Source organism: Paenarthrobacter nitroguajacolicus, from assembly GCF_031455195.1.
GTDB classification, from domain to species: domain Bacteria; phylum Actinomycetota; class Actinomycetes; order Actinomycetales; family Micrococcaceae; genus Arthrobacter; species Arthrobacter nitroguajacolicus_D.
The window spans coordinates 616720-629843 of the sequence record NZ_JAVDSH010000001.1; the positions used below are offsets into that span (position 1 = coordinate 616720).

The following is a 13124-nucleotide window of genomic DNA, read 5'->3' on the forward strand; positions in this document are numbered from 1 at the left end:
TTCCGGATCCGCGTCATGTCGCTCGCGCCACTTACATGCGATGAGTAGATGTAGGCCGAACGAGGCACAGGGAATAGCTGTGATCAGTTCTCAATAAAGGAGATCTAAGTGTGGACAATGTCCACACCCCCTTTAACCTGACAATACAGCGCCCAGCCCGGCCTCCTGACGCCAGCAACGAGCGGAAGCAGGGTGATCTCGACGCAGTCTCGTGGTCATGTCGGGCTCAGTCCCTCTACCCATGAAGGGGTGTAGGACAAACCACGACCTAGCGAACGAATCAAGAGAGGAACACATAACCCAGTTCAGAGCAGGCGGCACTGTTTACCGGGGAACCTACGACTGGGACCACATAGCCGAGGTCGGGCATGGGCTCGGCTGGCAGCGTAAGAGTACCGAAGACCCCGGATTCGGTGCCGTCACCTTCGGCACGGACGGCACCACCGCGCCCGATGGCACCGTTGAGCACCCCACCAAAACCCACGACGGACAGACCGGCGGCACGGACGGCATCAATGGATACTTTGATCGCAACACCGAGTCAAGCAGCAATCAAGCCAAGATCGCCCTGGGCTTGAGTGACCAACTTAAGAATGTGAAACGATGAGCACCATGTCTTCGCGAAGATTTCTCCTCCAAGGCCTTGTTGTTGCCATCCTCGCTGCCCTCACTGGGTGTGGAACAACACCGAGCACCACCCCACCTACGAGCACCGCGGAGCAGACCATGGGACCAGAACAAGCCCGCACCGAATACCTCGACATCTTCACACAAATTCAAGCTCTCGCCCCGGGCGACTGGACGAAAATTACACCCGATAAACCCGGTATGGCGTGCCCCCTCCCGGACGGGTCCGAGGGCACTCAGTTCAATTACGACAGTACGCAGGGGGCGATCTCAGAAGATCAGGCTGAAGCGATACATAAGACGGTAAAGGAAGTCTTTGAGCGCGAAGGGCTACGCGTTGTACAAACCCAGCCCTCGGGAGCGAACCGAGACCAGACGACCACAGGCTTTGGCGATGGCAAGTTCTCCATGCAGCTTGGAACGAGCAGCTTCGGAACCACACTCGGCGGCAACACCCGATGCGCGCCGGATCCCGAGGGCAAATTCCGGTAGCAAGCAGTGACCAACAAAGTCCACCGGCACTGGCGCGTCCTTTCCACCAGTGCCGTCCTGCTGCTGCTCATGTCCGGATGCGCCCCCGCGTCTCCGGGCAAAGGCACTGATACTGCCCCATCACCCTCTCAAACCCCCGCAACGAACACACTTCCCGATGACGGGAAAGAGGCAACCATGACGCCGGGAGAGGCCAAAACGGAGTTCTTCGGACTCCTCGACGAGATCCAAGCGATGGCACCGGGCGATTGGACCAATAAGGATGTTCCGGCAGGTGGCTACTGCAACTACCAGGGAACCGGAAACGGCAAAGAGTTTGCAGGAGCGCGGACCATGGGACCCCTCAGCACCACCGAGCGCGAGGCACTCAGGCAAAAAGTCGGGCAGTTTTATGTATCCCATGGGTACAGCGTGAAGACCTTCGATCAATCAACGGCCACGAACAAGCTCATCATAACCAACGGTTTCGGGCCCGATGGACTGATTCTCCAGGTTTATACCGGCGATCTCGGCACTACTGTCGCTGGCAATAGCCGTTGCGTCGCTGATCCGCAGGGCAAGGGATAGCCGAGCTGACCATGACGTGCCGGGCCACAGTGAGCTCTGGACGCAGATGACAGCAGAGCCACAAGCAAAGCCACGATGACTTACAGTGATCACGTGCCAGATCTTGAACTCCTCGCCTTCCATGAGAACGCTGTAACTCCTGTCGGAGTCACCCCCCGCGCAGCTCTGACCCTTGGTCATGTTCTCGTTGGCATGGGCGCGGACCACGATCCCGTTGTGCAGCTGGAAGATATCCTGGTCATCCGGCACACCTTCAGCCCTAGCGATCCCCAGGCTTTGCCAGGCCCCGAGGACCTGACGCCCGAACGCGTTCTTACCTACACCCGGGAGCAGAGTGTCTCGCCGCGCAGTTTCCCTGCCGTCCCACCGCGGTACTGGGTCATCCTTGCCGCCGACGGCAAAAAACGATCGCGACTGTGGGGTGCCTTCGAGAACCACGGCGAAATCATCGCCGAACGTACTACATCTGAGCGGTACTTCGATCTGCGACCCTCCGACTTTCTCGCGCCATTAAAAGACCGGCTCGTCATCGAATGGGACACACCTCGGAGTTGGCACCGACGGGCCAGCGCAACGAGTGCCTCAGGCATGCCGGTATTGGAGATCGCAGACCGCGACAAGGTTCCCTTTCCAGGGTTCGACGGCGTTCTGCTCCCCTACCATCAGCTGCGTGAGATGGTCGAGGATCCGCGCTATGCGGACTGGCGGGCAGCACTCTCTGAGGTGCAGGGCATCTATCTGATCACGGACTCCTCCAACGGCAAGCAATACGTCGGAAAAGCCGACGGCGCCGAACGGATCCTGGGTAGGTGGATCACGTACGCACGTGACGGGCACGGCGGCAACGTGGCTCTTCGTGAGTTGGCCTTCCAGAGCACAGCCGGCGAGGGTAAGGCTGCCGCGTCGAAGACTGACCATGCCCGACACTTCGTGTTCAGCCTGCTCAGGGTATTCGGCCCCAGCACGCCGGCCTCAGAGGTGAACGCGGCGGAGTCCCACTACAAGGCAGCACTGATGACCCGCACGTTCGGCCTGAACAGGAACTGATCGCGGCGTTTCATCGGCTTCAAGAGGACTTTGGGAGAATCAAAATGATGGACCCCAAAACGTACCTTGAAGTGCCCACGGACACTTCTTTCATGCTGCTCGCCACCAGCGCAGCCGCGTCTGCAGACTCGCTGAGCAGCCTGACTTCCAGCGGCATGGTCGTCAGGACGCTGCGCGGTCGAAAGATGCGTGGGCGACAGAGTCTCATGGACGAAGCTGGTGCGGCGCTTCAGTTCCCGAGCTACTTTGGCGAGAACTGGGACGCCCTCGATGAATGTATAAGCAACCTGGATTGGATGCTACCGGTGACTTCGCTGGTGCTCCTCGTCCAGGACGCGGAACAAGTGCTGGCTGACGAGAACACAGACCAGCTACAGGTCTTCGTGAGCCTTCTCAGGGACGCTATGTGGACATTCGCCGAGGCTGTTGAGCTGGGCGAAGTCTGGGATAGGCCGGCTGTTCCGTTTCATGTGGTGCTGCAAGCAGACGTCGAGGCTGCAGCAGCGGCTTCCCGGCGCTGGGTAGCAGCGGGCGGCTCACTCAAGCATTTGAACGTCGGGGATAAACCGCCCGGACAGTTTTAGATAGTCCTATGCTTGAGAACTTTGGCAGCACCTATTCAGTCACCGATAGCACGCCTGGTTCGCCGGAAGTCACCAGCGACACTCAGTCCTGCCTGTTTGCCCGTTACGGGGGCTGCACCTTCAACGGCGGCCTCTACCGCGTACACACCGCGGATTGGTCACGGAGGGCGTCCACGATGCTCGCTGAAGCGTTTCCTGAATTCACCTTCCCGTTGATTCCTTTCGGCTTCGACTGGCTCGGTCGGCAGTTCATTCTCGACCTGCGAACCAAAGATACAGACCCAGAGAGATCATGATGCTGGAACCCGGAACCGGGTACGCCCGACGAATCGTCCGGCTGGGGCCCAATGACGGGCCGGCACAGACTACGGTCCGGTTTCGAATCGCCGCACTGGCTTCAGCAACATCCAGACGGCTCACTGCTCAAGCGATGGGCGCCGGCTTGCCGCGCGGACTCGCTTTGAAGGGCAACTCCGACAAGAGCTTGATCATGACAGGACCCAGCCCCCGCGACGCTGCAATCATGACGGAAAAACCATGGCCAGTGCGAAGGACCAGATCCCAATGAACATGATGATGCCGACATGCAACAAGACGCAGGCGACGAACCCTGCGGTCTGCACGATGGGTCGCCTGCTAAGAAGGGTTCCTGCAATGACGCCTTCCATAATCATCGTTCCCCAACTAAGTGTTAGGGCAACGATAGGAACGGATGTAAGGAAGAAAACGAAGCTTTGAAGAAAGTTCGCAGTTCCAAAGAACTCACCGCGAACTATGTAGTACAAGGCGCTTCCCTCGCTCCAATTCTCAACACTCAGTTTTGCCAACGCACTGTGCAGATAGATATACGCAACCTGGATCCTAAGAGCCCAATGTGCGGCCCAGGAAATTCCTTGCCACGCACCGAACCTGGCAGTGGACCGTGAGTGGCCTTGCGACCAGTGCCAAAGCCGGTTATCTGGTAGAGAGACAAACACGAGGAAAAAAGTAGTGAAAACCAATACCGTGTCACCACCGTCAGGTAGGGCAACTGTATGGGCAAATGAGTAGGAAAGCCAAAGATGGAGAATTGACGTAAATCGCGGAAGAAACCCAGAAATCACAACGATTAGACCAATAATCATCAAGACTTGCACAACTTCATCCGAGAGCTCGCTCGCAATGCAGAATAACGATACGTTCTCCAGTGCACGGGTGCACTGTCCGGTTGAAGGCTGTCCTAGAATCGGAACCGAGTAGAGGTAGGGTGCTGGTGTCAGTAAGAGTGTCAGTACCTGGGAGAGCGCCAGACCGCTCCTGGCGACAGCAATGATTCGCGATTGTGGATTGAATGACCAGATGTCATTGTTCAGACTGGATATTATTCTCATCGCGCCTTGCATCTCGAATCCACAACCGCACCTTTAACGTCAAACCGGGCTTCTGATTCAAATTCCCGGTAAGCCCATGGGACTGCCTTGGTCTGAAAAATTACTATCCGGCCGCAAACGGACGCAACCGGTGAGTCATTGTCGACGATCTGGGTTTCCAGGGATCGCACCCTCTCGAGGCATTCCTGTCGACCGCCGTCGGGACTGCAATCGGCCCATTCCTTTATGGTGTTACCAATCACGCCCAGCTCCGGCCCCTGAGACCTTTGTTTACGACTTAGTCCGAAGTAATTCTCGGGCCGGGTTTGTGGAGTCTGCATCAACGACTCTACGGATCCGTCATCTCGGAGCTGATAGACGGCGAATTCCGGATCGTTGGGCGGCTTGGTGAAGAATGCCCACGCTTGGGGTGCAACTGACACCAATGTGCGGCGAAGGGGCTCCCCCTCCTTCACGGCCAACACATTGCTGGGCATGGCGTAGAAGATCGTAAGTGCGAAGAAGGCGCCAAACAGTGCTAGAGAAATTACTCCCGCAAGCACCGCCGTTCTTGATCTCTGTGACGGGTCATTCAGGGTCATGGCAAGTCTGGACAGGTAGCCAGTTCAGGGATAGGAGTGACGAGTTCATCGCAGCGCTCGTGTGAGCTCTGCAATCGCGGTGTCCCGCCCGATCTCTTCTACACCTGCCGTTGTCATGTAGTCCTTGTTTGCCAAATAGCCGGGAACTACTAGCAAAACCAAAACGGCGCCACCGGCGACGACCACGAAGGTCGCAACCGCTACGTTGGCATACAAGGCGCCGTTTGCCACTACGAAGGCAGCCACTGCTGCACATGTCCATGTCACGCCGCACCCATACGGCGTAACTTGCTGCGCATCCTGAGGATCAGTTATCGCCTTGCGGTAGGCCAGGTAGTCATAGAACTTTTCCGTGAAAGTGGCCAGGCCAGCCTCGACCGAGCGGGGCTTTCCAGAGCGGAGCTTTGGCAGTACTTCGGAACTAAACCCAGGGTAATAGACCAGGAAGTCCTGAACGATCGGGTCAACCTCGGCAAGAGTTGGGACCGGACGATCTGCGGCAAAACCCAGCAGGCTAAGCAATCGTGGGTTACTTTCGGCCAACGGGCCGATACCAGCCAGGAGAAGCCGGAGCGCATCTTCGGCGCTGTAGTTTCCTCGGAAATCTGCTTTCTTCGTTGAAAAAGTGGTAGCTACAGATGCTTGAGCGGACGAGATACCAACCGGGCCAAGCAGAAGAGATAGCAACATAGCCAGGCTGATGCGAAAAGTTCGACTTGATGAACTATAAAATACAATATCCCCCATTATTAATGAAAAGAAATTTAGTTATGGACTGATCATCGCTTTGGACTATTCATCGCCCTCAGTAATACGTCGAGCCAGCGAATCAGCTTTGTAGTACATGTGCATGAGCAGGGCCACCATGATGGCCGTGAACCCCATACCCGAGAAGAAGATCCACGGAACACTTGAATCATCCTTGGGTAGTACTGCAAATATGACCCACAGTGTTGCCACAAAGCCGATGAGCATCACCGGAATAGCTTTCAAGGCACCTAGCGCTGAAGTGTGTGCAGCGTTCCATGCACGCTCAGACGACAGAGTAGCCTTCGAGCGGATGCCAAACGTATAGTTAGGCTTCGAATCGCCAGACTTAACCTGCGATGCCAGCATTTGAAGTAGGCCTGCTACAACCAAGAACGCAATCGTGAACATTGTCGTGCTGAAAACCGCCCCCAAAACGATCCTTTCACTGTTACGAACTCGGATGACCGAGAAAACTCCAGATTGAAATGCCACGCTAACATTGGCCGTAGCCCGTCGCAAATCACAGCCGCTGATTTGATTAGGCTCCGACCACTACACGCCTTCAGTCAGTAGTTATCACATGTGAAATAAGGAGAAGACTCGTCGGCGGAGCTGCATTCGTCTTGCAGGGGTCGGAATGGACCCAACCTGGAGATGGCCTCAAGCTCCGCCGACAAAGCCGCCGTCTATGCCGTCGTCACTGAAACTGCGGCCGAGTACTAGGTCGCTCACGGCTGGCTCACTTCCAAACCCCACAGTCTTCACCTCAGACAAGGTGGCGGGCCGGCGGCTACCTGCTTGAACCATGAAGGCTGTGTCGGCGCCTTGTTCTCAGGTGGTACCGGCGCACACCCACCAGCACGATGACCGCGGCGACGAGCCAGAATAGTCCAGCGCCGATCAGCAGTACGATCATGCTGCCGAGCTGGTCCGCGAGCACACCAGCCGACAACGGCCCAGAACGATACCCGCGCCGCGGAACGCTCACATCCGGGCGATGGCAGGCACGGGCCCCAGCCTGGCATCTGGACCTTGAGCACAAGTAATGTCAGCGGTGGACCATCGATCACAGACACACAGAGGCCACCCCAAGCAGCACCAACAGCCCGGTGACGTCGGACGTGAAGGCAATGGCAATGGCAATGGCAAGCAACCGCGCAGGCTAAACGTGGTTGCCAGGTTCTTGTGGTCTCGACGCGGTCAAGCCACGGGCGACAAGTGGCCCCACGACGACTTGGCAAGAGGCTAAGCACAACAGCAGGGTCACAGTCCACGTTGACGCCCCGGCTGTCTGGAAGGCCAGCATCAAAGCCGCCGTCGCCATGGAGGCGCCCAGACTGGACAGGCCCCGGCTAAATGCCAGGAGGTTCAACTTCGCACCGCTACCGGTCCGGGATTTCGGGACTTCCGCTCAATCTCAACTCTTGCAATGGGTGACCATTGAGCCAGCCTTTACTGTGCCCAAACAAAGGAATACTGCTCTCGAAGTCATGTTGCCCTCAGTCCCCCTACCCATGAAGAGGTGTAGGACAACCACGACCTACCGAACGCACCAAGACAGGATCACATACCCCCAATTCAGAGCAGGCGGAGGGCCCACCAGCCAAGACCCTGAACCCGCTCCCCCAAAACTGAAAAGGCCCACCGGCGGCCCGGCATCAGCCGGCACCACGCATCGGGGACTCGTGTCCACATTTGTACACAGGTTAAAGCAAAAACCCCCTCTGACGAGGGGGTATGCCGTGCCCGAGGTGGGACTCGAACGGGATTCTCGGCCTTGGGAACACTGGGAAATGGCGGAAACGTGCGGAATCCGGGCCAGTCCGGTCGCTGAATGAGGCAGTCCGAGGTGGAAAGTGTGGACATTGTCCACACTTTCCTTTTTGCCCGTCCGTCAGCATTTGATAAGGAATCCATGGCATGCCTCCATTCGCCCGGAACGCGGCGACCGTGGACTCGGCAATGGCGCACCGTTGGCCAAGGCGAGCAGGGGTCCTTCATCGTTTCTCCTCCTATCAACGATCTATCGCGAATGGCAGCTTCGGCGACATGACCTAAAAGTCGCCGCCAATTAGAGGAGGCCAGCCCAACCGTCCAACACGCCTTGGACAGTTGGGCCGACGTTTAGGTTTACTCAGTCCTTCGCACCCCGTTGCTGTGGTGCGGGCAACTCAGTTGAGGTCAGGACACTTCGAACGATAGTGACCTGGTGTCCGACAGTGACCGCATTTCCGAACTCGGGGACTCTCGGCGGTGGAAGGCTGTGCAACGATGACTTTCCCTGCCAGCTCAGCGTGTGCGGTGGGGACGAGGTCGTCGAAGTATCCGGGTGCTGCAAGTACTGCTGCCGAGCGCTTGAGAACTGAGAGTTCATCCGCTGTCAGGATTTGATCGGCGAACGCCGCCTCGCGCATCATTTCCAAGAAACGCTCGTTGAGTCCACGGACTTGCGCCGCGCCCATACCTCCCCTGCCAGCTACTTTGGCAAGGGCTTTCGCCTCATCGCCGATGATCTTGCCATCTGCCAACGCCAGGGCGAGTACATCCAAGTACTCTGCTGCCGCCGCGTCGGCGACGTCCGCCGCGCTGATCGGCAACCGCGAAAGTAGAGAAGACATCCACCCATCGGTGCCTTTTCTCAGGGATGATGCCCGCGTCATCGGAGGGACCAATCCGAGCTGGTGCGACGCGAACAATCCTTGTATGGGGTCATGGCCATACTCGATAGCGGGCCGGTACCGTTCCAACATCTGCGGAAGCAGCGCTGCCGTTGCCCTGACGTCACCCAGCGCGGCGTGCGCGTCCACGAGCGAGATGCCGGCATGTTCAGCCAAGGTGCCGAGCTTGTGGTTCGGTGTATCAAACGTCTGCTGGCCCAACCACAGCGAGCACAGAGCGGGCACGGGTGCGGTGTTCAATCCAATTCGGGCAAGTTCAGCGGCCATGAAGCGCTCTTCGAACACGGCGTTGTGGGCCACGACGACCGTGCCTTCAAGACGCGACATGATGTCGGGTGCGACGTCACCGAAAAGCGGCGCGTTGCGAACAGAGTCATTGCTGATGCCGTGAACGAACACAGCGCCAGTGTCCCTGCCCTCCGGGTTGAGGAGGGTAGCGAATTCGTCTTCGATACGCCCGTTCCGGTCCACCCTGGCGATCGCTATTTCGATGACACGATCACCCTTGCTAGGTGAGAAGCCGGTCGTTTCCACATCTATGACAGCAAACGGCCCGTCGTGAACATAGCCGCGACCCTGCCCGGGTCCCCCATAGCTAAACAGGTCACCAACCCTACCGGGCTCAGCAAAACGCATACGTTGACGGGTTGGCACTGCGTCTTGTTGCGGGGGACGCGGGTTGGTGTAGATCGCCGGTGAACTCATCGGCGGGGCGGACTCTGTCGACTGAGCACGACGAGTCTCAGGTTTACGTTGTTTTCGTTTTCGTGAAGCCCACCAAATAAGGAAGACAACGAGTGCCACGACAAGGGCAATTTCCATAGTTTCTTCTTTCGACAATTCACCAGATTCGGCCGGGCGGAGTTATAGGGCCAACGTTGACGCTCGGAGATCGGCGTATTCTAGGCCCGACTCCTCCGATGCTAACGCGGATGTTTGCCCAACGGCGCACGAAGGCGTTTGGACCGAATTGGCTTCGGGCTGATCGTCACGCCTGGTAACTCCCGAATCACAGAACGAGCCCTTCTACATTGACGCGCCCACATGAGCAGCGGTGACAGACGTGCGGTCCATGCTCAGCTCAGGCCAGCGTGTGAGCATCACCGGACCCGATCCAGAAAAGCTTCACTCCCTTCTAGATCCGCACCACGAGGACACAGCGGAGTTCGGCGGCCGCATCGTCGGATCCTCGCGAGGTAGGGGCGCGGGTCGGCCAGCCATAATGGTGCTATGGCGGAGTCATTAAGTTACGACCTTCACAAGCTAGGGTGGCGCGCGTTTCAGGACCTAAGCGCCGTAATCCTACAGACGGTGTTTGGTCAAACGTTCCACACCTTTGCGGACAGCAACGACGGTGGCCGCGATGGTGCCTTCCACACCGGGTGGACCACCACTCGACCTGACGAAAGTTCGGGAATCCCTGCAAATTTCGCTACCGGCCCGGTAGTTGCCCAATGTAAGTTCAGTGCATCTGGAGCAGGAACGTTATCCCCGCATGGCCTTAAAGACGAACTCGCGAAAGTACAGCGACTTCAAGAACAGGGCTTGTGCGACGGGTACATACTGATGACAAACCTTCGCGTCACTGGCGAGACTGAGGCTTGGCTTATAGATGAATTGCAACAGCGTGGCGTGAGCCAAGTGCTAAGTCTCGACGGCACCTGGATCTGCCAACAGATCAGCACTCGTCCGCTTTTACGGCGGTATGTTCCCAGGGTCTACGGGCTGGGTGACCTCAGCCAAATTTTGGATGAGCGAAGGTTAGAGCAGTCGAGCGTACTTCTGGCAAACCTCGGCGAAGACCTCGCAACCTTCGTCCCGACCGCAGCGTATCGGCAAGCGGCTGATGCGCTGGCAGAGCACGGCTTTACTCTTTTGCTGGGCGCGCCCGCAGCGGGCAAGTCTACGATTGCAGCGGTGCTCTCGGCTGTAGCACTAGACGAGCAGGGCGCTGGGGTTCGAAGGGTCGACTCTGCTTCGGAGCTCATCCAGTCTTGGAATCCGCACGAAAAAGGTCAGCTTTTCTGGGTGGATGACGCTTTCGGTGCGATCAGGTACGACCAACAGCTCACCGATCAATGGTCTCGCAGACTCGATCAGATCATGACAGCCGTAAAAAGCGGTGCCAAAGTCATCCTCACGAGCCGTGACTACATCTACCAGCAGGCGCGTACGCATCTAAAGGAGTACGCATATCCGCTTCTCCGCGAACAGCGCGTCGTAGTTGACGTTGCGCAACTCTCCAAGGAGGAACGGCGCCAGATTCTCTATAACCATCTCAGAGCTGGAGATCAACCTGCCAAATTGCTTCGGCAATGGCGACCGCAACTGCCTGCGGTGGCGGCAAGCTCTGCCTTTCAGCCGGAGATTGCTCGACGCCTGGGCCGTCAAGCATTTACCAAAGAGGTCACAACCAGCAATCAGATCCTCGATTATGTCGAGCGCCCGGTGGACTTCCTGAAGGATGTAATAGCACAACTAGATCCCGCCGCCCGAGCAGCGTTAGCTTGCGTGTACCTTTCGGGCTACGGACTTCCCATTCCACTCGACCTCTCAGCCCAGCTCACCGAGACAGTTTCCAGGTTGGGAGCCACGGTTCACGAAGTGATTCCTGCCTTTAGTCACCTCAACCAGAATTTCCTTAGTGCGGTCACCGATGCATCCGGTGCGCAACACTGGCGTTTCCGCCACCCCACGCTCCGTGAAGGATTCGCCGCCACCATCGCGGATGACCCTAATGCGGTTGAAATACTGGTCAAGGGTCTAACGGACGATGAGCTAGTCGGGCAGGTCGATTGCGGAGGCTCCCAGGCGGGCACGCTGCTAAGCGTCCCGCCGAGCCTGTATCAAATTGTTGCTGCACGTACAACGATGTCGTTAGCCATAGGCAGCGATTGGTACAGCCCGCTCGCGCAGTTCCTGACACGTCGATGCTCAGACGACTTCCTTAGACTCTGGGCGGCGATGCACACGCGAGGATTGCCCAGCCTCTTGAATTTCACGCACCTTATGGGGTCGTCGTGGCGTCCCGTGCTACTCGCTCGGCTTCGTCTTGCCGAGGCTCTTCCAGAGAATCTACGGAGGAGCGCGGTTGACTTACTTGAAACCCGAGCAATCGAGGACTTTGATGGCACTTGGCTGGACTCTGACATCGTCGGCCTATTCACAGAGAGCGAAAGAACTACGCTCCTGGAAAGCGTCATAAATCAAGTGCTGCCGGACATCGATGACTTCATCTATAGGTCAGCGGACGGATTCGACAGCGATGTTCCGGCGGCGGCGCGGTACGAACAAGCCGAGAATACAGTGACCGCATATATAAATGCTCTCAGCGAAGATCCAGAGGTCTCTGGCGTCCTTAGGGCGGCCCAGCGCATGATCGCGCAAAGAGTGGCCGACGCTGAGGAAGACTTCAGCCCGCCCCGCTCCCACTCATTTACTCCCTACGTACACACGGAAACACCGCCCTCGGACCGAGACCAGTTCGACGACGTACACGTCGGCCACTAGATGACCGTACTTCGCAGAAGCCGACGATTGGCTGCTGCGGCGAAGGATGCAGAGCTTCCCATCACTGGTACCGGCGCAGTCCGACTATGGGCCCGAATTATTCGCCTGGATCTGGTGGTCGTCACGTGGGCAGGTCCTACTCACGTGACGACATCCCAAAGGACAAGTCCTTCTTTCGCACTACAGGCATTGGCACTCCGCACTCAATCGCTGTCCACACATTTCAGAAATAGTCGGCGAAAGCGATGATGACTTCACCATGCGGCTCTACCGGGTTTCTGACGATTTCGAGGCACGTCTGGACATGGTGTCGTTGCATCGAAGCGACCCCTACGGTGAATGGCTGGAAGTTCTGCGCCGAGACCTCGAACGCGGCTGCGAGGCTATTCTCGATACCCGGAAATATGGCCGCTACGAATCCTGGCAGGCGACGGGCACTGCGTGGAGTCTGCCGATATGGTGAGCGCCGTGCGGTAGCAGTAGGCAAACGACGGCAGTCCACGCGGCCCGTGCTGTTCCGCAGGGTGAGATACATGGCGTCCGCTGGAGACGCGAACGCCCAGCGCAACTGTCATCACACGAAGCGGATGGACTCTGTATCCATTTCAAGCTGCGTGTGAGGGGGAGTTTGCGCAGCTGCTCGCCGGTGTGGACCGCATTCGGTGTGCTGATGAGGTCAAGGATCTGGTGCTCGGCGGTCTCCTCGCGGTCGCCGTCCTTAGGCTTTCGGTAGCGCTTGATCTCGACAGCACCGCTGGTTCCGCGATGACCGAGTGAGCGTCGAACAGCCAACCGTTTAGTGCAGCGATCTGGTCAAACTTGTTGGCGAAGTCCATTAGTTGGCCACCAAACGGGCTGCCCGGCATTTATCCTCCTTCGATTGGATTGAGCGCAGGGATAAAGCTTTTATGCTTCCCA

The 13124-nt window shown here is 57.7% G+C and carries 13 protein-coding genes; 7 read left to right on the forward strand and 6 right to left on the reverse strand.

The features are described 5' to 3' along the window. Window positions 1–217: 217 nt before the first annotated feature. From J2Y68_RS02875 to J2Y68_RS02900, 6 genes are all read left to right on the forward strand, one after another. Window positions 218–607, forward strand: coding sequence for a hypothetical protein (locus tag J2Y68_RS02875; RefSeq protein WP_309989429.1), 390 nt, complete (start codon window positions 218–220; stop codon window positions 605–607). A gap of 119 nt (window positions 608–726) precedes the next feature. Continuing rightward, the gene (locus J2Y68_RS02880) at window positions 727–1119 is read left to right on the forward strand and encodes a hypothetical protein (RefSeq protein WP_309989430.1); all 393 of its coding nucleotides are present in this window, start codon (window positions 727–729) and stop codon (window positions 1117–1119) included. Between the two features lie 177 nt (window positions 1120–1296). Next, complete coding sequence (locus J2Y68_RS02885; protein WP_309989433.1) at window positions 1297–1686, forward strand: hypothetical protein; 390 nt, start codon at window positions 1297–1299, stop codon at window positions 1684–1686. Window positions 1687–1779: 93 nt separating this feature from the next. Beyond that, window positions 1780–2733: a GIY-YIG nuclease family protein gene (locus J2Y68_RS02890; protein WP_309989434.1), complete on the forward strand. Its 954-nt coding sequence runs from the start codon at window positions 1780–1782 to the stop codon at window positions 2731–2733. 44 nt (window positions 2734–2777) lie between these two features. Continuing rightward, the gene (locus J2Y68_RS02895; RefSeq protein ID WP_309989437.1) at window positions 2778–3317 is read left to right on the forward strand and encodes a barstar family protein; all 540 of its coding nucleotides are present in this window, start codon (window positions 2778–2780) and stop codon (window positions 3315–3317) included. Window positions 3318–3325: 8 nt separating this feature from the next. Next, window positions 3326–3613: a hypothetical protein gene (locus J2Y68_RS02900; RefSeq protein WP_309989439.1), complete on the forward strand. Its 288-nt coding sequence runs from the start codon at window positions 3326–3328 to the stop codon at window positions 3611–3613. A gap of 225 nt (window positions 3614–3838) precedes the next feature. On the opposite strand, the gene J2Y68_RS02905 is transcribed toward J2Y68_RS02900, so the two are convergent. From J2Y68_RS02905 to J2Y68_RS02925, 5 genes are all read right to left on the reverse strand, one after another. Next, the gene (locus J2Y68_RS02905; RefSeq protein WP_309989440.1) at window positions 3839–4699 is read right to left on the reverse strand and encodes a sporulation-delaying protein SdpB family protein; all 861 of its coding nucleotides are present in this window, start codon (window positions 4697–4699) and stop codon (window positions 3839–3841) included. Continuing rightward, window positions 4684–5268, reverse strand: coding sequence for an SdpA family antimicrobial peptide system protein (locus tag J2Y68_RS02910; RefSeq protein ID WP_309989441.1), 585 nt, complete (start codon window positions 5266–5268; stop codon window positions 4684–4686). The genes J2Y68_RS02905 and J2Y68_RS02910 overlap by 16 nt, the downstream gene beginning before the upstream one ends. 45 nt (window positions 5269–5313) lie before the next feature. Next, the gene (locus J2Y68_RS02915) at window positions 5314–6015 is read right to left on the reverse strand and encodes a hypothetical protein (RefSeq protein ID WP_309989444.1); all 702 of its coding nucleotides are present in this window, start codon (window positions 6013–6015) and stop codon (window positions 5314–5316) included. 45 nt (window positions 6016–6060) lie between these two features. Then, complete coding sequence (locus J2Y68_RS02920; protein WP_309989446.1) at window positions 6061–6510, reverse strand: SdpI family protein; 450 nt, start codon at window positions 6508–6510, stop codon at window positions 6061–6063. Window positions 6511–8189: 1679 nt separating this feature from the next. Next, entirely contained in the window at window positions 8190–9230 is a 1041-nt protein-coding gene (locus J2Y68_RS02925; protein ID WP_309989449.1) for a 3'-5' exonuclease, read from the reverse strand. Between the two features lie 696 nt (window positions 9231–9926). Here J2Y68_RS02925 and J2Y68_RS02930 point away from each other — a divergent pair. Next, window positions 9927–12206: an nSTAND3 domain-containing NTPase gene (locus J2Y68_RS02930; protein WP_309989452.1), complete on the forward strand. Its 2280-nt coding sequence runs from the start codon at window positions 9927–9929 to the stop codon at window positions 12204–12206. Window positions 12207–12429: 223 nt separating this feature from the next. Here the strand turns inward: J2Y68_RS02930 and J2Y68_RS02935 are convergent, their stop codons facing one another. After that, window positions 12430–12741, reverse strand: a complete 312-nt coding sequence (locus J2Y68_RS02935; RefSeq protein ID WP_309989454.1) for a hypothetical protein — start codon at window positions 12739–12741, stop codon at window positions 12430–12432. Window positions 12742–13124 lie beyond the last annotated feature (383 nt).